This window comes from Sulfurimonas limnophila, from assembly GCF_059705345.1.
Genome location: NZ_AP046127.1, coordinates 139,122 through 165,592, shown reverse-complemented (window position 1 = coordinate 165,592; position 26,471 = coordinate 139,122). Strand labels below are relative to the sequence as shown.

The window sequence follows — 26,471 nt, the reverse complement described above, 5'->3', positions numbered from 1 at the left end:
TATATATAATTTGTACTATAATTTGCAAAATAAATCTCTTTTTTGGAAATCCTGCGCTGTGAAATATAATAATGGCTAAAATTGACAACAAAACATTCTACTCAAGTGCGATAGAGATGTATGGTATAACAGCCAAAGGTGTAAACTGGCACTCAAAAGAGTCACAAAATCTCCGCTTTAAAATTATCCTAGAGATGCTTCCAGAAGTTATGAGTGACTTTAGCGTAGCTGATGCTGGATGTGGTTTTGGCGACTTATATCACTATATGTTGAAAAAGAAAAAAACACCAAAAGAGTATATCGGTATAGACGCTCTTGTTGATATGTACTCTATTGCAAGTGAGAGAACGGGCTGTGAGATAGTTGTAGCTGACATCTGCAAAGACAAGCTTCCCTCTGCTGACTTTTATATATGCAGTGGTGCTATGAATGTTTTAGATGAGTTTGAAACGCATCTCTTTATACGAAACTGTTTTAACTCATGCAACGTGGGATTTTTGTTCAATGTGCTTTATGGAGATAAAAAGAGCCAAACTTACAACTATCTCACAAGAGCAAAGATAGAGAAAATCGCTGTTGATTTGGGTGTGGCAGAGGTTATATTTAGAGATGATTATATGCAAGATGATGTAAGCGTAATGTTTAAAAAGAGCCTTTAGTGTGTGCTATATTTGGGATATTAGGAGAGCATGATGAAAATAAAGCAAAACATGCTCTCTCTTTGCTCTCTCACAGAGGAGGAGATTTTTGCGGGATTATTCAAAGACAAAATCTCTTTTTTGCGCATCACAGACTTAGCATAACAGATACAAACTCAAGCTCAAATCAACCATTTGTTTATGAGAAGATACTGCTCTCATTTAATGGAGAGATATACAACTTCAAAGAGTTAAGAGACGAGCTCTCTTGCGAGTTTGATTTTAAAACACAAAGCGAGGCAGAGGTTATCACTGCTTCTTATATAAAATGGGGTGTTGATTTTGTATCGCACTTAAGAGGGATGTTTGCAATAGCTCTCTTAGATGATGAAACACTCTATCTTTTTCGTGATAGACTTGGCAAAAAGCCTCTTTTTTATCTAAACGAGGACGCTTTTATCTTTGCTTCTGAGATAAAAGCTGTCGTGCCTTTTTTGCATAAAATAGAGATGGATGAAGACGCACTTCTTAGTTATCTCTCATTTTTAGCACCGACTCCGCCATTTACCTTTTTTAAAAATATCAAAAAATTAGCCGCTGGGGAGTATCTTATCTTTAAAGACTCTAAGGTTGAAGTTAAACGATATTTTAATCTCCTAGACGCAGAGCCTTCCCTTATAACCAACAGAGATGAAGCAGTATTTTTAGTCCAAAATGCACTAGAAGAGGCGATAAATCTAAGATTGGATGCTGATGCTCCAATGGCTTCACTGCTATCTGGCGGAATTGACAGTGCCGCGATTAATGCTTATGCAAAGAAGAGCGGAGTAAATCTAACAACATACACGCTAGGCTACAAAGGGTTTGCAAAATATGATGAGAGGCAAAATGCCACAGAGAGTGCATCTCTTCTTGGAGTAAAAAACAGAGCCCTTGAGATTTCTCAAAGAGAGTTTGATGAGTCATGCGATATAGTCTTAGATGCCCTTGACGAGCCACTAAATGACCCTGCTGCCATTCCTCTGTATCTGCTCTTTGGGCAGATAAAAAAAGATGGTTACAGAGTTGTTTTAAGCGGTGAAGGAAGCGATGAGCTATTTTTGGGATATAGACAATATTTTGAATTTTTAGATATTGAGCAACTTAGTAATCTAAAAAACAGAAACTGGCTAAGTGGCTATTTTCACTCAAATTTCTCTATGAACAGAGAGTGGGAACGATACAAAAGAGTATTTGATGGCTCACTTTTATTTCGCACAACTGGAGAAAATTTTACAGATTTGCAAAAAAATGTATCTATGAAGAGAAATGTGAGAGACAACGAATCACTGAAATATATACAAAATTATAGAGACCTCTTTACCTCTTCAGCACACTCTGATGAGAGTATCTGGTACAGTTATATAGATTTGCACCTTTTTCAGGCGGAGCACTATCTTAGCAAACTAGACCGTGTAAGTATGGCGCACAGCATTGAGTCACGCACCCCATTTTTAGACCATAAACTAGCCTCTCTCATCTTTAGTATAGACCCAAAACTCCGCTATGAGGATGGTGTAACCAAATCTCTTTTAAAGTCAGCGCTAAAACCCATGGTAGATGAAAAAATCCTTACTCGTAGAAAAAAGGGGTTCTCCAACCCATTTATGGAGTATCTAATCGAGAGTAAAAAAATCTCGCTTATTAAAGAGGTAAATGATAAAACTGGGATTTTTAAAAAAGATATTTTAGATGAACATATCAAAAAAGCCGCTAATGGCGGCTTTAAACAACATATCTGGGGGCTTTATGTACTAAGCGTCTGGTTGAAGAAGTATCTGCTATAACTCCTCTTCTTCAATTTTTAGAGAACTTAGGTGTACAAATTGTGAGATTTCTGGGTCGTAGTACTCTATCTCTCCGCTCTCTATATCATATATCCAGCCATGAATTGCGATAGCTCCGCTATCTACTCTCTTTTTAACAGAGGGGTATGTAAGAAGATTCTCCAACTGCGATACAACTGAGAGTTTCTCTGTCAAGCGGTATAGCGTCTCTTTCTCTGCTTTTAGTCCTAATGCTAAGATTGCCTGAGCTTTTGCACTCTCTCCAAGAGTAAGCCATGTTTTAGTATGAACTAATTCAGGGTTATTATCACAACTTTTCTTATGGATAGCCTCTATCGCTCCGCACTTTGTGTGTCCACAAACTATGATGCTCTTTACCTCTAAAACAGTAACTGCGTACTCTATCGCTGAAGCTGTTGAGTGAAAATCCTCATCTGGTTTATATGGAGCTACAAAATTTCCGACATTTCTTATCACAAAAAGATCCCCTGGAGCGCTTTGCGTTATAAGGTTTGGTAGAACTCTTGAGTCAGAACAGCCTATATAGAGAGCTCTTGGTGCTTGTCCTTTTTGAGACAACTGTAAAAACTCTTTTTCGTAAGCTTTAAAAAAACTCTTTTGAAAAAGTTCATTACCTAAAATCATGTCGTTGTGAACCATATAAAACCTCCATCAAATTTGTGGAAAAAATTATATCTAAATAATTTTCCTAGCTGTTAAACAGAGATAATCTTTACCTGTAATAATTACCCTATATCTCTTTTGTTGGAGGTATTTTTTACAAAAATGGATATCTTTTAAAACCAAACTCATCTCACTAAAAGAGTAGTTTGGAGCTTTAGCGCCATAAATCATCTCGCCATCAATCCATCTGCAATTTGGAAAGCCCAAAATCATTGCGCCATCCTTTTGGAGATAATTTTGATATATATTCATAAATGTAGCGTTAAACTCTATGTTTGAGCTCTGCATAGTTCCGATAGAGACTATAAGGTCAAAATCTCCTAAATCCAGTTCGCTGAGCTTATTTATATCATGACAAATAAATTTTACATTTTTATCTTCTAAAAAGTCTCTTTTTGCGTACTCTATGGCAGAAGTTGAGTAGTCAATTCCAACAAACTCAATATTTTGAAACTCATCAGATGTGAGCATATCTTTTATAACTCTAAACTCATCCCCACGATTTACGCCAAGGTTTAAAACCCTCTTTTTAGATGCTATATCTATAAACTTCAGAGCTTTTTGGTAGTGGTATAAAAAGGTAAACTCTTTAGTTTTGTCAATCTTGAAAAACTCGCTCTCAACACCATATTTTTCACTACCGCTACTGCTCTCGTGAAAAGAGTTCTCTCTTTGGAGTTTTTTAAATCTTAGAATAGTTGTTAAATCATCCTCTTTTATCGGTGGCAGAAGTTTCATGAAAAAGAGTTGCGCCAAATCTACAAAACCTCTATAACCAAAGCTCTCTACATCAGAATCTAAAAACTCTACCTCAACAATAGTGCCATCTTCTACATCCATCGTCTCAAAACAGCCCAAAATCTCTGAGGCATTTTTATTTTTTAAAGCTATTCTCATTCTTATGAAAGGATATGTCTTAACTGCATTGCGTACCACAGAACAACTAGATTTAAAAAGAAAATCATCATCGAACTCCCGCGTGATACTATTTTTTGAACTATTGTTCGCTCGTTTTTATGTGTCTTTAGCGCGATTCGCATATGGATAATTGTTAAGAATGTAATGATTCCTACATAAAAGAGCTTATGACTCATCATGTAGCCCAATTTTGACTCATCTATATCAAGCGTTAGAACTGAAAAAAGATTAAAATTAAAAAATAAAAATGTACCTGTACTTATAATAACTATCAGCCAAAAGGTCTCAAAATAGCCATATAACGGTCCTAAATACTCATAAGTTTGTGCTTGAGCCTCTTTGCCCTTTAGCAATATGCCAAGCGCAAACAGCAACAACGACCCGCCTATCCAAGCGGTTGCTCCTAATATATGTATATAAAGTACTACATCTACCATAAACTCTTCCTGCCTATTTTTTTTTATTTTTGATTATAGTGTAAAATACAAACAAAAAAGAGGTAAAAATGCAAGAAATAACTATTTGGCATAATCCAAAATGTTCAAAATCTCGTGAGGCTATGGCTGTTTTAGAAAAAAACGGTTGTGAAGCAGAGGTTATAAAATACCTAGATTTAGCTCCAAGCAAAGATGAAATCATAACCGCACTTACTATGCTCGGGATGAACCCAAAAGAGCTAATGAGAACAAAAGAGGATATCTATAAAGAGCTAAATCTAAAAGATGAGGATGACTATGATAAGCTTATAGATGCTATGGTGCAACATCCAAAGCTTATAGAGAGACCTGTTATTTTTAAAGGTAACAGAGCGATTATCGGTCGTCCGACAGAGATAATCGAACCTTTTTTAAAGAGTTAAGCCTCTTTTTCTTTTTTCACAAAGTGACACTCAGTAGTTGAGTATGGACAAGTTTTTACTATGCTCATCTCATACTGCTCCTCTTCTATGCCACCCTCTCTTCTCTCATAATGACGCATCGCCGCATTAAAGGCTGTAATAACCATATTTGCGCTATCTTGATGCTCTGTTGAGATATGCTCAACTTGTTCACCCTCAGGTTTGCTCAAATCTACCTTTGGTGCAGGAATAGCTGCGTAACTAACCTGAAGCTCTCTGTTTAGCTCATCAGCTATCTCTTTAGCGTTTTGTAGCGTTTCACCCTTAATCATATCTGTAAAAATTGAGCCAAGAGTAGTCGTATCTTGTGTGCCGTTTGTTCCAAACATAACATCTAAGATAGTTGTATCATCTCTTTTTATATACATTATCACATAGCTTTTTGTTGAGTGGTCTATCCCTACTCCAACACATGAAGCATCTTCTAGTTTGCCATAATTTTCAGGCTGCATAAGATGTTTGCCTATCTCTGCTTGTAACTCTTTATCTTCGACCATTATTCTACTCTCCAAGCTTTTGTATAACTACGTTGTTATCTTTTATAAATTTTGAGATTATCTCTGAGTGTGTATGTTCATATGGCTTTAGATATACAATCCTCTTAATTCCACTCGCTATGATATTTTTACTACATTCACTGCATGGCTCAAGAGTTACATAGATAGTAGCATTCTCTATGCTTATCCCTTTTCTTGCTGCCCAGATTATCGCATTCATCTCTGCGTGAATTTCGTATGTTTTTGACCACTCATGATGTTCATGAGTATAGTTTCCTTCCCAATAATCACAGCAGTTTATATATCCAGCAGGTGTTCCGTTGTAGCCAGTACTTAAAATTCTTCCATCTTTTACGATAACGGCACCTACTTGTTTAGAGACGCATTTTGAAGCTTTTGCTATCTCTTGGGCTATATTTATAAAATTTTCATCATTTAACATCTACTTTACTTCTCTAACAATTTGAATATCTGCATTTCCTCTTAATCTTGCAAAATACTCACTTAAAACTTGCTCTCTTTTTTGCCCCATAACGGCGTTACTTATCTGATTTTTTACATCCTCATAACTACTCGCTTGAGGCTTTTTAGCCTCTACCATATAAAAACTCATATGTGAGCCTTTTTGATCCATAATCACAGGAGTAAAGCTTTTATCTTCTGTTTTTTCAAGCAGTTTTGCAAGTTCTGGAGATATTGTGTCGTATGGAATTTCTCTCTCTTCTACTTTTACCTCATCTGAGATAAACATAGGAGTTGTTATCTTTTTTCTAAGAGCATCTTCGTTTGCTGATGAGTAAATGATAACGCTAAAAGCTTTTGGGCGTGAGAAGTCGTCTTTGTGAAGCTGATAATACTCTTTTAACTCATCTTCATCTGGCATACTCATTGAAGAGTAAGCAATCGCAGAGTAGAGTTTTTGAGAAAGAAGTTTCTCTCTTGTCTTCTCTTTAAACTCCGCAGAACTAATACCGTTTGACTCACGAACTGCATCATAAAACTCATCAACGCTCATCTTGTTTAATGCTGAGACTTTTTTAATGTCATCATAAACTTCACTAACATCTACTGTTATTTTTCTCTCTTGTATCTCAGCTGCTTCTAGCTTTTTTCTTATCAAAATATCCGTTGCATTTGTTGCATTTACTTTTGAGAGTTGCATCTCATCTTTAACATCACGAATTGTAATAGCTTCGCCTTTTACAACAACGCTAACCCCGTTTATCATCTCTGCGCTAAGCAGTGTGCCCATGAGAAGCACTAATATTATTTTATACATTCAAAATCCTCTAAAATTTAAGATAAGTATTTTACCCGCTTTTAACAAATGATACCCTAAAATTCGGCAACTATTTTACAAAGGCTTTTTATGGTTGTCACTCGTTTTGCTCCAAGTCCTACGGGCTATTTACATATCGGCGGTTTAAGAACGGCGCTTTTTTCATATCTTTGGGCTAGAAAAAACGGTGGTAAATTTCTTCTTCGTATTGAAGATACAGATAAGGCGAGAAACTCACAAGAAGCCGCAGAAGCTATCGTAAAAGCTTTTCATTGGCTGGGTTTAGAGCATGATGGCGAAATCACATATCAGTCACAAAGAGATGATATTTATGCAATCTATGTAAAACAGCTCCTTGATGAGGGCAAAGCGTATAGATGTTATATGTCAAGAGAAGAGTTAGATACTCTTAGAGAGACTCAAATGGCGAACAAAGAGCGAACAAAGTACGATGGCAGATATCGTGATTTTGATGGGACACCTCCAGAGGGAGTTGATAGCGTTATCCGCATAAAAGCTCCGCTTAGTGGCGAGATAGTTGTAAAAGATGGCGTAAAGGGAGATGTTCTCTTTAGGGCTGAAGACATCTTGGATGATTTTGTAATCGCTAGAGCTGATGGCTCTCCTACTTATAATTTTGTTGTAGCAATAGATGACCATCTTATGGGCGTAACTGAGGTTATTCGTGGTGATGACCACCTCTCAAACACACCTAAACAGATAGTAATTTATGAAGCACTTGGGTTTGAAATCCCAATGTTTTACCATGTTCCGATGATTCATAATTCAGAGGGCAAAAAACTCTCAAAAAGAGATGGCGCTACTGATGTTATGGCATACAAAGAGATGGGTTACACTCCTGCTGCACTACTGAATTTTTTAGTTCGTTTAGGCTGGAGTAATGGGGATCAAGAGATATTTTCTATGAGTGAGATGATGGAACTTTTCGATCCAAAAAATATAAATCGTTCTGCATCAATTTATAACACTGAAAAACTTGACTGGCTAAACTCTCACTACTTAAAAAACACTCCAAATCATGAGTTGGCAAATCTGCTTGAAGAGTATGATATTGCAATCACTTCACATGATAAAAAAGAGATTTTACTCGATGCTATAAAAGAGCGTGCAAAAACTCTAAAAGAAATGGCACTTCTTGTAAGTGAGATGATTAATCCTCCAATCTCTTACGATGAAAAAGCGCTTGAGAAAGCATTTAAAGGCGAGGCTGTTGAAGTTTTAAATAACTTCACTGCAAAACTCTCTTCATCAAAAGAGCTTCATCTTCCAAGCGAGTATCATCATGTTATGCAAGAAGTTGTTGATGAGATGGGCATAGGCTTTGGCAAAATCGGGCAACCTCTAAGAGTTGCTCTGCTTGGAAAGATGAGCGGTCCAGGGCTTGATAGCGTTATGGCGGTTATTGGGGTTGATGAGACGATAGCTAGAGTAAAGAGTGCCTTAGCTCTGATAAAATGAGAAGGGTTCTAATACTTCATGGCTGGGGTGGAAGTGACGCTCCACACTGGCAGAGTTGGATTGCAAGTGAGATAGCAAAAGATTATGGATGTGTTAGTTTTTTAAAGTTTAGCGATATAGACTCTCCAAAAAAAGATGTTTGGTTAAAAGAGTTAGAGCTTGAGATGGATAGATTTCGTCCTGATGTAGTTCTTTGTCACTCTATCGCAAATATTCTCTGGTTTCATCTTTGCAACAAAGCAGAACTGCCAAGGATAGAGAAGCTTTTTTTAGTAGCTCCGCCAAGTTTTAAGTGTGACATCAAAGAGTTACAGAGCTTTTTTCCATGCGAGATACCAAAAAATCTCTATGCGAAAAAATCTCTACTAATTAGTTCAAGCAATGACCCATACATCTCACAAGATGAAGCAAAAGAGCTCCAAGAGACTCTTCGTATAGATATGAAAGTGTTACAAAACGCTGGACACATCAACTCTGATGGCGGTTATGGTGAGTGGCCATGGCTATTAGAAGAGATAAAAAAATAAAACACAAAAGAAGAAAATGATACAGCTAATAAATATAACAAAAAACTTTGGAAAACAAGACCTATTTAACGGTCTTAGTTTTAAGCTAAATCCTGGAAACAAAATGGGCTTAGTTGGTAGAAACGGAAGCGGAAAATCAACACTTTTTAAGATGATTTTGGGCGAAGAAAGTCCCGATAGCGGAGATGTAATCATTCCAAAAGGGTACAAGATAGGAACGCTTAAGCAGTATCTAGTTTTTACCGAGTCTACACTCAGAGAAGAGGCTGCCCTTGCCCTTGAAGAGGATATGAAGTACGATGTTTATAGAGTTGAGAGGATTCTTTTTGGTTTAGGTTTTACTCAAGATGATTTGGAAAAAGACCCGCTCTCATTTTCAGGCGGTTATCAAATCCGTATAAATCTTGCAAAACTTCTTGTAACCGAGCCAAATCTACTACTGCTTGATGAGCCTACAAACTACCTTGACATCCTCTCTCTTAGATGGCTAAAGAGCTTTTTAAAAGCATTTCAGGGTGAAGTTATCTTAATCACTCACGATAGAGATTTTATGGACGCTGTTACAACTCACACTATGGGAATTGTTCGCAGAAACTTAAGAATCATCGCAGGAGATACTCATAAATATTATGAGCAGTTAAAATCAAGTGATGAGCTTCATGAGAAACAGAAAATATCACAAGATAAAAAAGTAAAAGAGTTAGAGGATTTTATAGCAAGAAACAAAGCACGTGCATCAACTGCTGCTCTTGCACAATCAAAAGTAAAACAGCTTGAGAAGATGGATCTGCTTGAAGATTTGGGCTACGACTCAACTCTTAGTTTTGCTTTTAACTACAAAGATACTCCAGCAAAAGTTCTGCTTGATGTTAAAGAGCTGAGTTTTGGTTATACAGAGGACAATATTCTCTTTAAAAATATCTCTTTTGTTCTTGAAAAAGGTCAAAGACTCGGCATCATTGGTAAAAATGGAAAGGGTAAATCAACTCTTTTAAATACTATCGCAGGTGAGCTAAAACCATTAAGTGGCGAGGCTGTTATGCACACAAGTACTTCATTTGCGCACTTTGGGCAAACAAATATAGCAAGACTTCATCCAAATAGCAATGTTATGGATGAGATTCACTCAGCAAACACAAAGCTCTCCGCGCAAACTATCAGAGGTATCTGTGGTGCTATGATGTTTAGCGGTGATAGTGCGGAGAAAAAAGTATCTCTACTCTCTGGTGGAGAAAAAAGCCGTGTAATGCTTGGACAAATTTTGGCTCGTGATGTAAACCTACTCTTTTTGGATGAGCCTACAAACCACTTGGATATGGACTCTATCGAGGCTTTAACTGTTGCGATTGGGGAGTTTGAAGGCTCTCTTATCATTGTCACTCACTCAGAAGAGTTGCTTCGTCGTACATGTGATAGGCTAATCGTCTTTACAAGAAACGGGGCAGAACTCTTTGATGGCGGATATGACCTCTTCTTAGAAAAAATGGGTTGGGAAGAAGAAGAAGATGATAGCTCTTCTAAACCAAAAGCAAAAAACAGCTTTAAAGATAACAAAAAGACAAAAGCTGACTTGATAAAAACAAAAAGCAAACTAACAACGCCTATACATAAAAAGATACAAAAACTAGAAGAGAGCATAATAAAATCTGAAACAACACTGGCCTCTCACCAAAAAAAGCTCCTAGAGGCCTCTACTAGCGGAGATAGCTTTAAGATTATAGAGTATTCAAAACTAGTAAGTATGGAACAAAAAGAGGTTGAGAAGATGTTTGAACTCTTAGAGATTTTACAAAATGAGTTTGATGAAATGACAAAAGATTTTGATAAAAAAATAGCGGAGATTGGGGATTAATCCTCAACTCTTTTTATAAAAGCAGTAATCCCCTCACCATCGTTTTGAACAAACTGCGTAAGCGTGTAAGCAATCTCTCCCATTCCCTCTCTTGTACAGACTTGATTTAGTTTATTTATCATTACTTTTGCATTTTGAGCTGTGTCTACTAGATATAGAAGTAAAAATGAATCATCATCCCATCTGATGAGCATATCATCTTGTCGTGTCATACCTTTTAAGTTTGCCACAAAACTCTTAAGTGAACTATCATTGTTGCTATCTGTTTTAATCAAAATTGCACTTATAATTTTTTTGTTAAAGAGCGAGGCATCTTGGTAACTCTGGGCAATTTGTAAAAAATACGCTTTTGCATAAGCACCACTTTTTATATCTATATTTGCATTATTTTCTATCATAATACGCTTAATCAAAGTTTGTGTTATATCATCAAATATAGCAACAACATACTCCTCGACTTTAATAATTTCGACCGAAAAAGCGTGTGGCTCGTAACTTGGTGTTACCATACTTACAACTCTGTCTATCTCTTGAAGCTCTAAAATAGCATCATACCAAGATGATTTGTTTTGAATTTTATCAGCATGAAAATAAGATGGATGCGGAACAAAATTGCGAACAAATGGACCAAACTCTTCTCTATATTGCTCTAGTGAAGAGACTGCGAAAAACTTTTTAAATGCGCTGTTTGCTAAGATAATTTTTTCATTATCAAAAATAACAACTAAACCTTTTTGAATATTTAAAATACTCTGCAAAATGGCTAAACTTACATCTTCTCTCAAAAGTACTCCTTCATGCTTAGTTCCACTCTTCTATTATACCAAACATTTCCATCTGTGTCATATAGAGCCTTACATCAAACTCAACTTGATGATAAGATGGTTGCATATGGAGACACAAACTGTAAAATGCTTTGTTATGCTCTTTTTGTTTAAAGTGCGCCAACTCATGGACAACTATCATCTCTAAAAACTCCTCAGGCACACTCTTAAACATTGACGCTATGCGAATCTCATTTTTGCTCTTAAGTTTTGCGCCTTGTACTCTTGAGATGATATGATGCGTACCCAATGCGTTATGAATGACGCTTATTTTGCCATCATAGAGCGCTTTACTAAGGGCTGGAGCATTTTTCATATGAGTCTGTTTTAACTCATTTACATAAGAAAAAAGTGCTTTGTCTGTTTTTATGGTGTGTGATAAGGAGTATTTTCTCTTAAGATGAAGTGCTAGTTTATCCTCACTGAGGAGTTCTAGCACTTGATTTTTTATGTTTTGGGGATAGTTATGTATATATTTTAGAGAATCCAAACTGAGAACTTTTTACCTTTTATTTTTCCACTCTTTAGCTTATCGTGTGCTTCATCTATCTTAGAGGCTTCTATGGCTACATAGCTCTGTCTGTCGTAAATATCTATCTTGCCGATTGAACTGCCACTAAGTCCCGCTTCACCTGTAAGTGCGCCTAAAATATCTCCTGCACGAACTTTATCTTTTTTGCCACCCTCAATTACAAGAGTGATGTTTTGAGGCTTCATAACAAAACCACTAACAGTTTTTAGTGTTTTACTTGATTCAAAGATACGATTGTCATTTTTATACTCATCAACTTTTTCTTCCTCATAAGCACTATAAAGCGTAAATGCCAATCCTTCAGCTCCAGCTCTTGCCGTCCTGCCTATGCGGTGAGTATATGTTTCAAGAGAGTGAGGCAGGTCATAGTTTATAACCATAGAGAGCTCTTTTATGTCAAGACCGCGTGCAGCAACATCAGTTGCTACTAACACTGGGCAACTTTTGTTAGCAAACTGAACTAACACATCGTTTCTATCATACTGCTCTAAATCACCATGAATTGCCAACGCATCGATTTTACTCTCTTGAAGTCTTTTTGCTATCTCATCCACTTCTACTTTTGTGTTAGCAAAGATAATCACATTTTGAGGTCTGAAATTGCTCAAAATATCTATAACGGTTTTGATTTTATCTGCGTTATTTACCTCATAAAATCGTTCCTCTATCTTGTTGGCGATTTCAGTTGAAGTTGTCTTTACATGTATGGCACCATTTTGTATAGACTTGCTTATGTCTAAAATCTCATCCGTATAGGTCGCTGAGAAAAGAAGCGTTTGTCTATTTAGAGGAACAAACTCTAAAACCTCATTTATCTCCTCACTAAAGCCCATATCAAGCATTCTATCGGCTTCATCTAACACTAGCGTATCAACATCTTCAAGAGATAAACTATCTTTTTTCAGATGCTTTAAAATTCTCCCTGGAGTACCAACTATGATATGCGCACCATGTCTGAGTGAGCCGAGTTGTGGGCCAAATGCCACGCCTCCGCATAGTGTTAGTATCTTTATATTGTGTGAAAATTTAGCAAGGACTCTTAGCTCACGCGCCACTTGGTCTGAGAGCTCACGAGTTGGACATAAGATAAGAGCTTGGACTCTGAACTTTTTTACTTGAAGCTTATGAAGTAATCCTATTCCAAATGCGGCTGTTTTACCACTTCCAGTTTTTGCCTGTGCTATAACATCTTTGCCATCAAGTATAAAAGGCAGAGCCTGTTCTTGAATATCGCTCATCTCTTTATAACCAATTTCACTAAGGTTATGAAGCATCTCTTTAGTTAATGGTAAGTTTGAGAACTCTTTGTTGTTGTTCAATATATCTCCAATATTTTAATATTCATCTTCAAAAATCTTTATCTCTCTCATACTCTGAAGTATCAAGTCATTAAAAACTGCCTCTTTAAGTTTATATTTTTTCTCAAACATACAAACTTTTTCTATATTGAAAAGCTCTATATCTTTTACGAGTGCGATTATTTCTCCAAGCATACCACTCTCGTATAACAGAGCATCTTTGACTACATCATCTACATTTAAACTATCTAAAATATCTTCTAAACTCTTCTCACACACACTATCCATCAACGACAATACAGCTACAAAATAGGCTTGTCCAAGCATGTTGCTTCTTGCATCTGGCTCAATTTGCTTTAAAATCATTTTCATTAACTTTGTACGATGCTCTACCATAAGCACCAATGGCGATACTTGAGTATTTTTTGAGACCGCTTTTGCATATATCATAAACATCAGCCACTGAGCCAAAGTGGTTCTGCCAATCAAAATCAAAACATGATGGATAGTTGATATTTTATGCGATATATTAAAAATTCCAGAGTTTATATATCTAATGAGCTGAATACTTAGTGCGTGATTTCTCTCAAACTCGGCAGTTATCTCATCGATATTTGTATCTTCCATAAGCAGTTTATATAACTTTAAAACATCTGCTTGTGTAGAGTCATACTTCTCGCTTTTAAAGATTTTTGGCTTAGAGAAGAAATAGCCTTGAAAAAAATCACACCCCAAACTCTGCGCTAAAAAATACTTCTCTTCGTCCTCGATCTTTGTACCAACGATTACTATATTTTTTGCTTTGATAGCTTTTAGTATCTCTTTTGTCTCTTCTTTTTGGATAAAAGGCGAATGCATATTTATCTTAAGATATGAGATTTCACTCCATACATTTTTATACTTATCAAAGGCAGAAGCATCGACACTAAACTCATCTAAAGCCAAGACAAAACCCTTAGCGCTTAACTGTTCTAGCCTCTCTATAACTCTCTCATTTATGCTTACATCCTCAAGCAAAGAGAATATAAAAAATTGATTTGGAATAGTAAAAATTATATCGCTTAGAAGAAATTTCTCACCGATTTTTACAAATGCTCTTCGTCCGCCTAGAATCTCGTTTGTTCCTAGTTTGTTTAAGATTGTGCTGATTATGGTAGCTGATCTATAGTCATTTTGTGCGTAAGAGTCTGCTTTTTTATTCTCTGAATAGAGAACTTCATATGAGTCAAGATTGCCATTTTCATCAAGAATAGGTTGGCGTCCCAAATAGATATTTTCCATCATATGCCCCGCTTTACAAAAAGTAGATTATAGTATCTTTTTGCTACAATAAGCCAATAATTTGGAGAGTATTGAAAATGTTTGAAGCCCTTTATGTTGGAGTTGGTTTGCTTTTTGGAGCTGGAGGCATCTGGCTTGTCGTCATAAAAAATCTAAAAAATCAACTAAGTATTGAAAGAGAAAAAGCAGCCGCTCTTTTAAATGAAAATGCTGTTTTAAAAGAGCGAATCAGCGGTATAAATGATAAAAATGAAGAGAAATTTATACTGCTTGAGCAAAACAAAGAGCAGATGAGACTTGAGTTTAAAGAACTTGCCCAAACAATTTTAGAAAATAACTCACAAAAATTCTCACTCCAAAATCAAGAAAATCTCTCAAAGATGATAGCTCCCATGAGAGAGCAGTTTAGCGAATTTAAAAAGCAGATTGATGATGTTTACATAAAAGAGGCGAAAGACCGCTCAATGCTTCAAGCAGAGATTAGAAGCATCAAAGAGATAAATCATCAGATGAGCAAAGATGCACAAAACCTCACAAAAGCCCTAAAAGGCGAGAGTAAAAAGCAAGGTGTTTGGGGAGAGATGGTTTTAGAGAGCGTTCTTGAGCACTCTGGCCTTCGAGCTGGTGTTGAGTATGAGCGTGAAGTAACACTTGAACATGAGCACAACCAAAGCCGTTACCGCCCAGATGTAATTGTGCATCTTCCTGATGGCAGAGATATTATCATAGATGCTAAAACATCGCTTGTTGCGTATGAGCACTATTCTTCTGCTGAAGATGATGAGCATAAAGAGAGGTTTATAAATGAACATATAATCTCTATCAAAAAGCATATCAAAGAGCTTAGCGAGAAGGATTATGCGAACTTAAAAGGGATAAAAACACTTGATTTTGTCTTTATGTTTGTACCTATCGAGAGCGCTTTGCTTATGGCTATGGAGCATGATAGCACTCTCTTTGACCACGCATTTAAAAAGAGTGTTATCCTAGTTGGACCAACAACTCTTATGGTTTCACTACGAGCCGTTGAGAATAGCTGGAGATACGAAAAACAGCAAAAAAATGCCCAAGAGATAGCAAGGCGAGCTGGTATGCTATTTGATAAGTTTTCAGGTTTTGTAGAGAGTATTGAGAAGCTTGGAAAACAGATAACAACTGTTCAAAAGACATATGATGAGACTTTCTCAAAACTTCATACGGGCTCAGGAAGCATAACAAGTCAGTTTCAAAAACTAGAATCCCTTGGTGCTCAAAGCTCTAAAGTTTTACCAAAATCCCTCACCGATGCAAGTGAAGATTAATATTAAAAAAAGGATGCAACCATGAAAGAAGAAGAAATTTTAGGCGATACAGTTGAGTATTTGGATGAGGAGTTGCAAAAAGCAATTGGAGCAGTTGAAAATATAGCAGCAAAAGTTTATGAGGGCACTATGGATGCTTATGAAGGCTTTATGGAGACGGAAAAATACAACAAAACCATAGTTGAAATAGGAAAAAAACTAAAGGAAAAAGGGATAGATATAACTAAAATATCAGAGTATCAGTAAGAATCTACTCTTTTTTAGTTACCTTATATATAAAGCTAAAAACCTCCGCAACTGCCTTGTATAGGGCAGTGGGAACCTCTTTGTCCAGCTCTACTTTTGAGAGAAGTTCTATGAGGTCTTCATCTTTTCTTATTGGAAGGTTATGAAGCTCGGCTATCTTGATGATATTCTCAGCACTCTTACCCTGCCCTTTTGCAACTACGCGAGGTGCCCCCTCTTTTTCTACATCATATCTAAGCGCTGCTGCTTTTTTCATGCTTTTATCTCAAATCCCATATTTATCTCTCTTTGTTCTTGTCCATAAGGAGATGGATTTTTTTTAGTTGCATCAAATATTCGTATCTCTTTAGGTATGATTTGTGCCTCTATAAGCGCACTTCTAAGAGAGGAGATATTTTCTTTTACAATCTCTTTAAAATCTTTGTTATCTGAGTAGATGTGAACATTTATCTGATTTTCCTCATAGAGTGCGAGTTTTAATTTTAACTCGCCATACTCTTTGAGCTTCAAATCTATATCGCAGTAAAATGCAGAATTTTTATCCTTTTTTATATCTATACTTCCCTCTTCAAGAGCATCCCAAGAGAAGGGAACATAAAGGAGTGATGATGAAGAGAGATGTGAGAGCAGTTGAAAGTAGTCTATCTGAAGAAGGAGCTTGTCTACTTGTTTTGTTATCTCGCTTTGATTTGGATGTGATGCCCTTAGCGCTTCATCTGTAGTTTTGAGTAAAATTGCTTTTAAATCTTTTGAGAGTATATCTTTTACATCTTCATGTGGAAGCAACTTCTGTGCATCTGTAAAGAGTGTGAGTTTTGAGGTTAGCGAGAGAGTCTCTTTTGATAAAAGAGGCTCCGATGTCTGAACTTTGCTATTTATAATATCTGGAGCTTTTTGTATCTCATTTTGTTTTGTCCCCTCTTTTGATTGAGTAAATTCTGGCATCTGCGTTTTACTCTTTATAACTTCTAAACTTTTTTGCGCATCATTTAGTTTTGAGACTATCTCGCCAACCTCTTTTACAATGCCTTTTAAAATAGCCTTCTCATCTTTTGGAGCTTCCAAGAGAGCCATATTTGTGGCATCTTTTAGAGTTGGAGTTGCTAGGAGCTCTCTTATATTTTGTACAACAAGTTTAGCAACTGGGAAAGAACTTTTCTCTATACTTTTTTCGAGCGAGAGCAGAGTATTTTTTAGCTCAACTTGCGGGTTTTGTACATTTTTTAGTTTTGACTCTAAAAAAATACCTGAATCTTGGAGTTTTTGCTTCAAAACTTCAGAGCCAATCTCTTTCGTATTTAGAGTAAATTTTTCAAGTGTGCTCTGAATTTTTAGAGGCTCTTTATCGCTCTTTATTGAACTCAGCAAATCTTTAATTGTGGAAGATACATTGCCCAAATCTTTAAGTGTCGGATTGTTTTTTACAAGTGTTAAAAGAGTTTTGTTTGAGTCTGCGTTTTGAGTGCTCTCTTTAAGCAGTGAGGTTATAACTGACTTTAAATCTTTATCTTTACTAAGCATCTCCAACTCTTTAGGAGATGCTTCCCTTAAAACAGTAGCTAACGCCTTGTTAGTAGCTGGTGTCATGATGCCAAGATGCTTATCAAGAGATAGATTAATCATGCTTAAAGTATATCATTTCTCAGGCTCTTTTGTATGTTAATCAAGTATAATTTTAAAAACACTCCAAAGGCTCAATTATGGCAAAACGTCCCTCACTTCTAGAACAATTTCGCTCTTTTTACTTTCAAAACTCTCCAGCAGATTTAGAGAGTGCGATAGAGTATTTTGCAGTTTTTGGCGGTATGAGCTGGAGCGTAGATATGTCAAAGAGCCTTGAAGAGCTTATAGAGAGCAAGGTTTTAAAAAACTACACCTACATCCACTCAGATATAACTAAAATAACAAAAAGCGATAAGAGTAGCCATGCGATACTCAGTGCCGTTGCTATTGGGGATGGAAGAGTTCACTCTGCACTTAAGAGAGCTAGAGTCTCAAGAGCGGATGGCGAAGAGGCGATAAGAGAGCTTTGTGCAAAAAATCTTCTTAGAGCTGAATTTTCTCTTGAAGCTCCGATAAATTCTGATGAGAAGATTGACGAGAGATTAAACTTCAACACCCCTTTTATGCGCTTTTGGTTTGCCTTTGTCTCGCCATATTTTAAGAGCATAAAAGAGGGAGATTTTAAAGAGGCAAAAGAGAGTTTTGCCAATCGTAAAATTGAACTATATGAACAAACTTTTAAAAAGCTCTCTATCGAAGTTATAAAAAATAGTTTTAAAGATGACCCGATTCTTGAGATAGGCAGTTATTGGGATAGAGAGAGTGAGATAGAGATTTTGGCAAAAACAAAGTCTGGAAAAATCATAGCAGGAACTAGTCGCTACTCAAATCAAAAAACCAAAAAAACAGCTCTTACAAAGTTATATGAGCAGTGCGACATTGCAGAATTAACTCCAAGTATCTCGGTTATCGTCTCAAAGAGTGGCTTTTCAAATGAGCTAAAAGCCCTAAAAGGCGAGAGTTTAAAACTCATAACTCTTAAAAATTTCAAGAGTTTAGTTGAAGATTTAAGCCCTAAAGATTTTATAGAGTGCGAGGGAAAGAGATATTAATAATCTAATCAACCTACTAACCAAAAAAACAGCGTTAAAAAAAGAGCATATAGAAAATATTTTAAAACTTCTTGATGAGGGTGCTACCATCCCTTTTATAGCAAGATACCGCAAAGAGATGACTGGCGGCGCTGATGATGAAGTGCTAAGAGAGTTTGAGACTATCTACATAGCGGCTAAAAAACTCTTGGAGAGAAAAGAGGAGATAAAAAGACTCATTTCAGAGAGAGCAACTCTCACGCAAGAGCTTAGCAAAAGTATAGAAGATGCCGATACTATGAGGGTTTTAGAGGATATTTATCGTCCATATAAAGAGAAGAAAAACTCTCGCGCTGCAACTGCTGTACAAAATGGTTTAACACCTCTTGCAAATATTTTAGAGTCTGCAAAACTTAGTGCTGATGAGTTTAAAACAAAAGCAAAAGAGTTTGTAAAAGGTGAACTCTCATCAGTTGATGACGCCATAGATGGCGCAAAAGATATACTAGCAGAGCGTTATGCAGATATGCCTCGTGAACGTGAAGCGATAAGAAATATGATGCTTCGCAGTGGTGTTTTAGAGATAAAAAGAACAAAAACATTTGACGAAAATGGACTCTTTAAAAACTTTGATGGCAAGAGCGAGAGAGTAGCCTACATACCATCTCACCGCTATCTTGCAGTTATGCGAGGGGTAAGTGAAAAAGAGCTAAGCGTAAAGATAACCATAGATGTAGAAAAGATAGAAGCAAATATCAAAGAGTACAAAATCCCTCGTAATGCTTCCTCCTCAAAAGAATTTCTTTTTGAAGCCTACAAAGATGGGCTAAAACGTCTTCTTCTGCCTTCACTTGAGAGAGAAGTAAACTCTGAGCTAAAAGAGAGAGCCGACATCTCTGCCATATCTGTTTTTGGCAAAAATCTAAATCAACTCCTCATGACTCCTCCAGTTACAAAAAGAGTCATTTTAGGAGTGGATCCAGCTTTTAGAACTGGGTGCAAACTAGCGGTTGTTGATGAGAACGGGAACTACTTAGAGTCATGCGTTATCTATCCAACAGAGCCTCAAAATGATTATGAAAACTCAAAAAAGAGGGTTTTAGCCTTTAAAGATAAGTACAACATTACAGGTGTAGCTATCGGAAACGGCACAGGCTCACGTGAGACACAAGAGTTTTTTGCACGTCTAAACAAAGACGAGGGTGCAAACTTAAACTACACAGTTGTCTCTGAAGCGGGTGCTTCTGTTTACTCAGCTTCAAAAGTAGCCACACAGGAGTATCCAAACCTTGATGTAACTATTAGAGGCGCTATCTCCATAGCTCACAGACTTCAAGACCCAATGGCCGCACTTGTCAAAATTGACCCAAAATCGCTAGGTATCGGGCAGTATCAACACGATGTAGACCAGAAGCTTTTAGAGAAAAAACTAACAGATGTAACGCAAGATTTGGTTAATCGTGTAGGTGTTGATATAAACTCAGCATCTCTCTCGCTCTTATCTTATGTCGCTGGAGTTGGCGCAAAAGTTGCGCAAAATATCATCTCTTTTCGAGAAGAGAACGGTTCCTTTAAAACAAAAGAGCAGCTCTTAAAAGTCAAAGGATTGGGCAAGAGAGCTTATGAACAAGCTGTTGGTTTTATCCGCATAAAAAACTCTAAAAATATATTTGACAACAGTGGCATACACCCCGAGAGTTATGAGGTTGCAAAAAAACTTACTGCGCTTGATTTGACAAATATTGACATCCAAGCAAAAGCAAAAGAGCTTCGTGTTGGAGAAGAGACTCTAAGAGACATCATAAAAGAGCTTTGTAAACCTGGATATGACCCAAGAGAAGAGCTTCCACCCATACCTTTTAAAGATGGCATAACAGATATAAAGATGCTACATGTAGGAAGTTTCGTATCAGGCGTTGTTAGAAATATTACTGATTTTGGAGCGTTTGTGGACATCGGGCTTAAAAATGATGGGATGATTCATATCTCAAAAATGGCTCCAACAAAAGTATCGCATCCGCTGGAAGTTCTATCGCTAAACCAGTATCTCCCGCAGATAGAAGTAATCTCAATAGATGAAGAAAAAGGAAAAGTCGGACTCTCTCTGGCGTAAACAGACATGAATACTACACTATATTTTTTAAGATCATCCGAGCAGAAGATAGCAACTGATATGCTTAAATACGCTTATAGATTAGATGAGATAAGCCAGAGCGTTGAAGATTTCTCAGAGTTTGAAATCTTTAGCAAATTTTATGGACTAAGCTCAAAAGATTTAGGGCTGTATGCTCTAAGTGGGCACAATATAGCAGGTGCTGCTTGGATAAGATTACTAAAAGAGAGTGATAATGCTTTTGGCTTTATAGATGAGAAAACAGCAGTTCTCTCAATCGGAGTAAAACCAGAATATAGAGGCAAAGGTATAGGCAAGGCTATGCTTGAGCAACTTTTATTAGAAGCTGGAGCACTCTTTGAGCAGATAAGTGTAAGTGTGCTAAACAATGAAAAAGCACTCTCTTATTTTAAAAATTTTGGATTTGTTGAAGTTGAAAATTCTTTGCATTTAAGCCCTATTGATGGGCTTGAAGCTATCTCTATGGTTAAAAAAATATCTAACGAGAGAGTTGTAAGACCAAGTGATGGTTATGACCCTAGAAAATGGATGGATTAAAGCAATAAAACCTGATTTATAAAGGGCATAAAGCCCTTAAAAGAGGAGGGGGAGATATAAAATAAAAGGTAAGTGTAAAATACCTTTTAAAAAAGTCACTTAGGAGAATAAGCGACTCTGTATTCGTGTAAAAATTATTTAACAGCAGCCAATGCAGCGTCGTAGTTTGGCTCTTCAGTGATTTCAGGAACGATTTCTTTGTAAGTTACGATACCTTCTTCATTTACAGCAAAGATTGCTCTACATGTAACACCAGCAAGAACTGAACCGCCAAGTAAAACACCATAAGCGTTAGCAAACTCTTTGTTTCTGAAGTCAGATGTAACAGTTAAGTTTGTGATACCTTCAGTTGAACAAAAACGTCCAGCTGCAAATGGTAAGTCTAATGAAACGATAACTGGTTTAACACCATTTAAAGAAGAAGCTTTTGCGTTAAAGTTACGAGTTTCAGTAGCACATACACCAGTATCTAGTGAAGGAACAACTATGATTAGTTGCTTATGCCCTTGAGCACCACCTACTACTACATCGCCTAAACCATCTGAGTTTACAACTGTAACCTGAGGTGCTTTATCACCAACTTTTACTTCATTTCCTAATAATTGTACATCTGTACCTTTAAATTTTGTTGTTGCCATTTTTTGAATCCTTTTATTTTTGTTGTTTATCTTTTTTATTGATAGAAGAAGTATATTTGAAATCGGATAATATCGCTCTTAATTAGAATCAGGGGCGGTTCTGAATAAGGCTTAGTTAAGCTAAATGACACTTTTTGGACAAACTTCCAAACTGTTTAAATCACTAAACATACCCTCTTTGTACATCTCAACCGCTACCCTTCCAATCATCGCAGCATTGTCTGAGCAGTACTTTAACTCACTAAGCAATAAACCTGCCCCATAAGGTTTTAACAGCTCCTCTATTGAGGCACGAAGGTACAGATTTGCACTTGCTCCGCCGACAATAGCGAATGTTTTTGGCGGTGTTGTTTTAAAATACTTTTTTAATTTCTGGATAATATGAGCGGTTGCTATATGCTCAAATGAAGCCGCTATATCTTTAAAATCTTCTTCACTTCCTGCTTCAACAGCAAGGCGAACAGAGTTTTTTAATCCTGAGTATGAAAAAGCTATAAGCGGAGATTGATGAAGAGGAACTGTAAAGTTATATCTTTTTCTATCGCCATCGTGTGCGAGTTTTTCTATAACTGGACCCCCAGGATAGCCAAGCTTCATCATCTTAGCTACCTTGTCAAAGCTCTCGCCAAAACTGTCATCCATACTCTTTGCAACTGTTTTTATCTCTCTTAGGCTCTCTACTTCCATAACCTGAGTATGTCCGCCAGAGACTAGCAAAACAGTTAGAGGAAAGTGTGCCTCTTTTTCTACAAACAAGGAGTATATATGCCCAACCAAATGGTTAACACCGATTATAGGAATGTTTAGAGCGATAGATACTGCCTTTGCCATAGTTACACCCTCAACTAGGGTTACGCTAAGTCCTGGAGTTGTTGTAACAGCGACCGCTTTTAACTCCTTAAAATACGGCTTACACTCTTCTAGTATGCGAGGAAGTGCTTCTGCATGCAGTCTTGCTGCAAGTTCAGGAACAACACCGCCATAAACGCTATGTTCTAGCTCTTGGGAGATTTTTTTATGAAAAAGAAGCCTTTTAGTGGCAATCTCTGTTATAGCTATTGCACTATCATCACAAGAGCTTTCAATGCTTAGTATCAAAATCCATCCTTTTGTAATATATGCAGATACTCATCAGTTAAATCTGCCTTATGGTTTCTATTTTCTATCTTATCAGCTTTAAACCTTTGGTAATCTTTTGTTTTTAAATCATACGTTCCATATTTTGACATGATATTTTTTATATCATCTTCACTTATGATGCCCTCATTGTTATAGCTTAAGAAAATGTATTTGAAGTTTGCGTTTTTTATGAGATCTTCAAAACTTTTAGTAAACGGATTAAAACACATTATTTTATCCTAGTTCGTTTTTTTGTAATACTGTAGCCCCATTTTTCTAATCCATCTTTAGACATATCAGTATCTGCTTCATAGGTTTCTTCAGGCACTAAAGAATCAGCAAAATCTTTTATTGAGTTATAGTTCCATTTATAATTTGAGTATTTTTCATTGATATGTCTTTCATCAATTACAACTTCCACTTCTAATTGGTATTTATATGTTTTCATTTTATTATTAGCCTTGAAAAATATATCTTCTATGATATTCCAAAAAATCTTCCCTACCGTTAATAGGCAAATCTTCAATTATTTGTCTATGTATTACACCCAACCTTTGAATATTATCTTTTGTCAATTTATTTGATATTAAAATTTCTTTTTCTGGGGTAAATGTAATAAGTCCTACGCTTTTATCAAATAGTTTATCAAATAAAGGAGACAATAAAAATCCATTGTTGATATCAAGTCTTTCGTTATTATCACAATATACCCAAGGTTTAATATGACTAGCAATTAACAATCTTTTTTCATCTAAATTTGTGATAGGGCATTTTTTCAAACTTTTTAATAAAGCCTGCCTAAAATCATTTTGTCCTATTCTAATTTTTTGATTTACAATTTTTTCAGTTTCTTCTCTTTTTATTTTTTTTATTACTACTTCAGTGTCTGTAAGTTCAATATATTTATCACCACTATTTTCTAATCCATTAACAAAATCAGTTAAAGCATAGATACCTTTTGCAATTCTGGTAAATCTATTGTCTCTTTGAACTCTTTCTTGAATTGTATTATCTGGAGTAAGCCCTGTTTTGTTTCTATATTTTTCAATATTTTCATAAATATATTTTAATGGTGCATAACCACCATTATCTATCAAAACTTTTTCAATAGCTTCTGAATATGTCAAATCTTTATGCACAATATTTTCCTTCATAAGAGTTAAATTTATTTTTCACAAATTATTGATATTATCTATACTTTGACATATGCAAGTATCAATGAGTTTATATCAAATCCTATGTGTTTTCGATGCAGTTTTTCACATTCAAAAAGCGTAGTTCCACTTCCCATAAAAGGCTCTAGAATAACATCATTTTCTTTTGTGTATCGTCTGATAAGTTGATTTGGAATCTGGGGAATAAAATTGCCGTGATAGACATTTTTATGTTTTCCGCTTTTATCCCTCTCGTTTATCACCCAAAGAGAATCTGTGTTTATGTCAGACTCTTTCCAGTTTTTGATATCTAAGTCATTAAATTTCATTTTTCTAAATTCCTTGAATTTAAGTAAATTAGTTGTAAAAAACACGCTAATTCAAATCTTTTATAACTACTCTATTCTATAATCTTGACTCCAGCCAAGTGCAGATTTTATCTTTTTGGTTGACAACCTTTTATCATCATCAGATACATTATAAATAACACTCTCTTTAGAGTTGATTGCTAAAAATGCAGCATGTGCAGCAGCATCAACATGAAGCGGAGGAACAAAATCAACTGGAGCATCAAATCCTGTACCTTCTCCATAAAGTAGTCCATTTCTTAAAACAACACCAATAAATGGAGCGTTTGTTACTTGCTTCTCAAGACTTGCTATAGCACGAGAAGTTAAGCCATAAATTGGGTCATCAAAATTTAGTAGTGTCGATTCCTCAGTATGAGGCAATGGAGCTGGTTCATACACAAATGCGATACTTTGAGCAATCATCATCCGAGCACCTGCTTTTACTGAAGCATCAACTAAGTTTTTTGTACCCTCTTCTCTAAGTTTTGCATTTCTTACTAGTGCATCATCCATTTTCTCTGGGTCTAGTCCAGCTGGTAGGTCGGTTAGTTGATGAAAAACGATAGATGGTTTAATGTTCATCAAAACCTTTTCTAACTCCTCTTTATTAAAGACATCAATGATAACTGGCTTTACTCCGATTACTTCAAGTATCTTGACTTTTTCTTTATCTCTTGAAGTTCCATAAACTATATAGTTATCATTAACTAACATCTTACAAAGTCGTCTTCCTATAACTCCAGTAGCACCTGCTACAAATACTATTTTATTTTTATTCATCTTGTATATACCCTATTTATCAATTTTTACAAACTCTCTAACCTCTTTATCAAGCGCAAACACATCATCAACACTTTTTGGTTCGTTAGTGAACTTCTCATACGCTTTTATGATAGATTTTGATATATCCATAAAGCCAATCTCACGGGATATAAACTTCTCTATCGCTGCTTCATTTGCGGCATTTATAACTGTGCCTCGTGTTGGATTTTTTAGGAGCTCCTCTTTTATCTGCCAGACAGGATATCTTTGGCTCGTTATCTCGCGAAACTCCAAAGAGCCTACTTTTAACAAATCTATATGCGGAAGTATGTTTTCCTCTACCGCTCCATTAATTGCAAAGGCAATGGGTAGTTGCATACTAGCATTTGCAAAGTGAGCGGTTGTTGAGCCGTCTTTGAAATCTATGAGAGCATGAATGAGTGATTTTGTCTCGATGATAGCGTCATAATTGCCCTCGCCAAAGAGCCATCTAGCCTCTAAAAGCTCAAACATCTTGTTGACCATTGTAGCACTGTCAATGGTTATCTTTTGTCCCATCGACCAGTTTGGATGTTTTTGGGTGTCTGCTAAAGTAGCGTTTTGAAGTTTTGATATGTCCCAATCGCGAAATGCACCGCCACTTGCCGTAATTATCATCTTCTCTACAGGGCGATTCTGCATAAGATACCAAAGTCCGAAATGTTCGCTATCTATAGGCTGAATCTTTGATGTGTCTATAAATGCTCCACAAGCAACAAGTGACTCTTTGTTTGCAAGAGCTACTCGCTTATTGCATTCAAGAGCTTCTAGTGTCGGGCGAAGTCCTAAAAAGCCTACAAGCGCGTTTACAACTAACTCGCTACTAGAATCCTCTATTGCTCTTAAAATAGCCTCTTGCCCGTAAAAAACATTATCGTGATTTACTCGAGCTACATCAACTTTATTTGCTACAACTACAACTCGAGGCTGATGCTCTTTTATCTGAGAGTTTAAGAGCTCAATATTATTTCCAGCTACCAAAACCTCAACATTAATAGAGAATTTTTTAGCAACTTCAAGTGTGTTTACGCCTATGGAGCCAGTCGAGCCTAGAAGTATCAAAA

30 protein-coding genes and 1 pseudogene are annotated in these 26,471 nt (G+C 36.3%); 11 read left to right on the top strand and 20 right to left on the bottom strand.

Annotated elements, in window-relative coordinates; translation table 11 throughout:
- Positions 1-71: 71 nt before the first annotated feature.
- Both AC6H33_RS00885 and asnB read left to right on the top strand, forming a co-directional pair.
- Entirely contained in the window at positions 72-659 is a 588-nt protein-coding gene (locus tag AC6H33_RS00885) for a class I SAM-dependent methyltransferase (protein ID WP_497605113.1), read from the top strand.
- Positions 659-2,464: an asparagine synthase (glutamine-hydrolyzing) gene (gene asnB / locus AC6H33_RS00880; RefSeq protein ID WP_497605112.1), complete on the top strand. Its 1,806-nt coding sequence runs from the start codon at positions 659-661 to the stop codon at positions 2,462-2,464. Before AC6H33_RS00885 ends, asnB begins: the two co-directional genes overlap by 1 nt.
- Here the strand turns inward: asnB and AC6H33_RS00875 are convergent.
- The 3 genes from AC6H33_RS00875 to AC6H33_RS00865 are packed head-to-tail and all read right to left on the bottom strand — an operon-like array spanning position 2,459 to position 4,503.
- Positions 2,459-3,124, bottom strand: coding sequence for a carbonic anhydrase (locus AC6H33_RS00875; RefSeq protein ID WP_497605111.1), 666 nt, complete (start codon positions 3,122-3,124; stop codon positions 2,459-2,461). The genes asnB and AC6H33_RS00875 overlap by 6 nt on opposite strands.
- 36 nt (positions 3,125-3,160) lie before the next feature.
- Positions 3,161-4,045 carry a methyltransferase domain-containing protein gene (locus AC6H33_RS00870; protein ID WP_497605110.1) on the bottom strand — a complete coding sequence of 295 codons (885 nt, stop codon included), beginning with the start codon at positions 4,043-4,045 and terminating at the stop codon, positions 3,161-3,163.
- 2 nt (positions 4,046-4,047) lie between these two features.
- Positions 4,048-4,503 (bottom strand): hypothetical protein, encoded by a 456-nt coding sequence (locus tag AC6H33_RS00865; protein ID WP_497605109.1) that lies wholly within the window; start codon positions 4,501-4,503, stop codon positions 4,048-4,050.
- A 68-nt stretch (positions 4,504-4,571) separates the two neighbouring features.
- On the opposite strand from AC6H33_RS00865, the gene arsC reads away from it, so the two are divergent.
- Entirely contained in the window at positions 4,572-4,925 is a 354-nt protein-coding gene (gene arsC, locus AC6H33_RS00860) for an arsenate reductase (glutaredoxin) (protein WP_497605108.1), read from the top strand.
- Here the strand turns inward: arsC and AC6H33_RS00855 are convergent.
- Genes AC6H33_RS00855 through AC6H33_RS00845 form a run of 3 tightly spaced genes read right to left on the bottom strand, consistent with a single transcriptional unit; the run spans position 4,922 to position 6,740 of the window.
- The gene (locus tag AC6H33_RS00855; protein ID WP_497605107.1) at positions 4,922-5,461 is read right to left on the bottom strand and encodes an iron-sulfur cluster assembly scaffold protein; all 540 of its coding nucleotides are present in this window, start codon (positions 5,459-5,461) and stop codon (positions 4,922-4,924) included. The two genes, arsC and AC6H33_RS00855, sit on opposite strands and share 4 nt — an antisense overlap.
- A gap of 4 nt (positions 5,462-5,465) precedes the next feature.
- Positions 5,466-5,903, bottom strand: coding sequence for a deoxycytidylate deaminase (locus AC6H33_RS00850; protein WP_497605106.1), 438 nt, complete (start codon positions 5,901-5,903; stop codon positions 5,466-5,468).
- Entirely contained in the window at positions 5,904-6,740 is an 837-nt protein-coding gene (locus tag AC6H33_RS00845) for a peptidylprolyl isomerase (protein ID WP_497605105.1), read from the bottom strand.
- Between the two features lie 90 nt (positions 6,741-6,830).
- On the opposite strand from AC6H33_RS00845, the gene gltX reads away from it, so the two are divergent.
- Genes gltX through AC6H33_RS00830 form a run of 3 tightly spaced genes read left to right on the top strand, consistent with a single transcriptional unit; the run spans position 6,831 to position 10,598 of the window.
- Entirely contained in the window at positions 6,831-8,219 is a 1,389-nt protein-coding gene (gene gltX, locus AC6H33_RS00840) for a glutamate--tRNA ligase (RefSeq protein WP_497605104.1), read from the top strand.
- Positions 8,216-8,746 (top strand): RBBP9/YdeN family alpha/beta hydrolase, encoded by a 531-nt coding sequence (locus AC6H33_RS00835; protein ID WP_497605103.1) that lies wholly within the window; start codon positions 8,216-8,218, stop codon positions 8,744-8,746. Before gltX ends, AC6H33_RS00835 begins: the two co-directional genes overlap by 4 nt.
- A gap of 16 nt (positions 8,747-8,762) precedes the next feature.
- Positions 8,763-10,598, top strand: a complete 1,836-nt coding sequence (locus AC6H33_RS00830; protein WP_497605102.1) for an ABC-F family ATP-binding cassette domain-containing protein — start codon at positions 8,763-8,765, stop codon at positions 10,596-10,598.
- On the opposite strand, the gene AC6H33_RS00825 is transcribed toward AC6H33_RS00830, so the two are convergent.
- Genes AC6H33_RS00825 through AC6H33_RS00810 form a run of 4 tightly spaced genes read right to left on the bottom strand, consistent with a single transcriptional unit; the run spans position 10,595 to position 14,536 of the window.
- On the bottom strand, positions 10,595-11,383 hold the full coding sequence (locus AC6H33_RS00825) for a hypothetical protein (RefSeq protein ID WP_497605101.1): 789 nt from the start codon (positions 11,381-11,383) through the stop codon (positions 10,595-10,597). The two genes, AC6H33_RS00830 and AC6H33_RS00825, sit on opposite strands and share 4 nt — an antisense overlap.
- A gap of 16 nt (positions 11,384-11,399) precedes the next feature.
- Positions 11,400-11,912 carry a YgjP-like metallopeptidase domain-containing protein gene (locus AC6H33_RS00820; RefSeq protein WP_497605100.1) on the bottom strand — a complete coding sequence of 171 codons (513 nt, stop codon included), beginning with the start codon at positions 11,910-11,912 and terminating at the stop codon, positions 11,400-11,402.
- Positions 11,900-13,273: an ATP-dependent RNA helicase DbpA gene (gene dbpA / locus AC6H33_RS00815; RefSeq protein WP_497605099.1), complete on the bottom strand. Its 1,374-nt coding sequence runs from the start codon at positions 13,271-13,273 to the stop codon at positions 11,900-11,902. The genes AC6H33_RS00820 and dbpA overlap by 13 nt, the downstream gene beginning before the upstream one ends.
- A gap of 15 nt (positions 13,274-13,288) precedes the next feature.
- Positions 13,289-14,536, bottom strand: coding sequence for an EAL and HDOD domain-containing protein (locus AC6H33_RS00810; RefSeq protein ID WP_497605098.1), 1,248 nt, complete (start codon positions 14,534-14,536; stop codon positions 13,289-13,291).
- A gap of 74 nt (positions 14,537-14,610) precedes the next feature.
- On the opposite strand from AC6H33_RS00810, the gene AC6H33_RS00805 reads away from it, so the two are divergent.
- A complete protein-coding gene (locus AC6H33_RS00805) occupies positions 14,611-15,834 on the top strand; it encodes a DNA recombination protein RmuC (RefSeq protein ID WP_497605097.1) in 1,224 nt (407 codons plus the stop codon).
- A 21-nt stretch (positions 15,835-15,855) separates the two neighbouring features.
- A complete protein-coding gene (locus AC6H33_RS00800) occupies positions 15,856-16,080 on the top strand; it encodes a hypothetical protein (protein WP_497605096.1) in 225 nt (74 codons plus the stop codon).
- 4 nt (positions 16,081-16,084) lie between these two features.
- On the opposite strand, the gene AC6H33_RS00795 is transcribed toward AC6H33_RS00800, so the two are convergent.
- Positions 16,085-16,336: an EscU/YscU/HrcU family type III secretion system export apparatus switch protein gene (locus tag AC6H33_RS00795; protein ID WP_497605095.1), complete on the bottom strand. Its 252-nt coding sequence runs from the start codon at positions 16,334-16,336 to the stop codon at positions 16,085-16,087.
- Complete coding sequence (fliK, locus tag AC6H33_RS00790) at positions 16,333-17,703, bottom strand: flagellar hook-length control protein FliK (RefSeq protein WP_497605094.1); 1,371 nt, start codon at positions 17,701-17,703, stop codon at positions 16,333-16,335. Before fliK ends, AC6H33_RS00795 begins: the two co-directional genes overlap by 4 nt.
- A 77-nt stretch (positions 17,704-17,780) precedes the next feature.
- On the opposite strand from fliK, the gene AC6H33_RS00785 reads away from it, so the two are divergent.
- From AC6H33_RS00785 to AC6H33_RS00775, 3 genes are read left to right on the top strand one after another with little or no spacing between them, the layout of a single operon-like run.
- On the top strand, positions 17,781-18,695 hold the full coding sequence (locus AC6H33_RS00785) for a DUF234 domain-containing protein (RefSeq protein ID WP_497605093.1): 915 nt from the start codon (positions 17,781-17,783) through the stop codon (positions 18,693-18,695).
- Positions 18,691-20,787, top strand: coding sequence for a helix-hairpin-helix domain-containing protein (locus AC6H33_RS00780; protein WP_497606009.1), 2,097 nt, complete (start codon positions 18,691-18,693; stop codon positions 20,785-20,787). Before AC6H33_RS00785 ends, AC6H33_RS00780 begins: the two co-directional genes overlap by 5 nt.
- 6 nt (positions 20,788-20,793) lie before the next feature.
- The gene (locus tag AC6H33_RS00775) at positions 20,794-21,345 is read left to right on the top strand and encodes a GNAT family N-acetyltransferase (RefSeq protein ID WP_497605092.1); all 552 of its coding nucleotides are present in this window, start codon (positions 20,794-20,796) and stop codon (positions 21,343-21,345) included.
- A 134-nt stretch (positions 21,346-21,479) separates the two neighbouring features.
- On the opposite strand, the gene tpx is transcribed toward AC6H33_RS00775, so the two are convergent.
- From tpx to dxr, 8 genes and pseudogenes are all read right to left on the bottom strand, one after another.
- Positions 21,480-21,983, bottom strand: a complete 504-nt coding sequence (gene tpx / locus AC6H33_RS00770) for a thiol peroxidase (RefSeq protein ID WP_497605091.1) — start codon at positions 21,981-21,983, stop codon at positions 21,480-21,482.
- A 120-nt stretch (positions 21,984-22,103) separates the two neighbouring features.
- Positions 22,104-23,081, bottom strand: coding sequence for a tRNA (adenosine(37)-N6)-threonylcarbamoyltransferase complex transferase subunit TsaD (gene tsaD / locus AC6H33_RS00765; RefSeq protein ID WP_497605090.1), 978 nt, complete (start codon positions 23,079-23,081; stop codon positions 22,104-22,106).
- Positions 23,078-23,308 (bottom strand): annotated as a pseudogene (locus AC6H33_RS00760) (DNA adenine methylase); the annotation flags it as partial. The gene tsaD and the pseudogene AC6H33_RS00760, both read right to left, overlap by 4 nt.
- Before the next feature lie 23 nt (positions 23,309-23,331).
- Positions 23,332-23,550 carry a hypothetical protein gene (locus AC6H33_RS00755; protein ID WP_497605089.1) on the bottom strand — a complete coding sequence of 73 codons (219 nt, stop codon included), beginning with the start codon at positions 23,548-23,550 and terminating at the stop codon, positions 23,332-23,334.
- Positions 23,551-23,557: 7 nt separating this feature from the next.
- Positions 23,558-24,241, bottom strand: coding sequence for an HNH endonuclease (locus AC6H33_RS00750; protein WP_497605088.1), 684 nt, complete (start codon positions 24,239-24,241; stop codon positions 23,558-23,560).
- A 53-nt stretch (positions 24,242-24,294) separates the two neighbouring features.
- Positions 24,295-24,585: a DNA methyltransferase gene (locus AC6H33_RS00745; RefSeq protein WP_497605087.1), complete on the bottom strand. Its 291-nt coding sequence runs from the start codon at positions 24,583-24,585 to the stop codon at positions 24,295-24,297.
- A 66-nt stretch (positions 24,586-24,651) separates the two neighbouring features.
- The gene (locus AC6H33_RS00740; RefSeq protein ID WP_497605086.1) at positions 24,652-25,386 is read right to left on the bottom strand and encodes an NAD-dependent epimerase/dehydratase family protein; all 735 of its coding nucleotides are present in this window, start codon (positions 25,384-25,386) and stop codon (positions 24,652-24,654) included.
- Between the two features lie 12 nt (positions 25,387-25,398).
- On the bottom strand, positions 25,399-26,469 hold the full coding sequence (gene dxr, locus AC6H33_RS00735) for a 1-deoxy-D-xylulose-5-phosphate reductoisomerase (protein ID WP_497605085.1): 1,071 nt from the start codon (positions 26,467-26,469) through the stop codon (positions 25,399-25,401).
- Positions 26,470-26,471 lie beyond the last annotated feature (2 nt).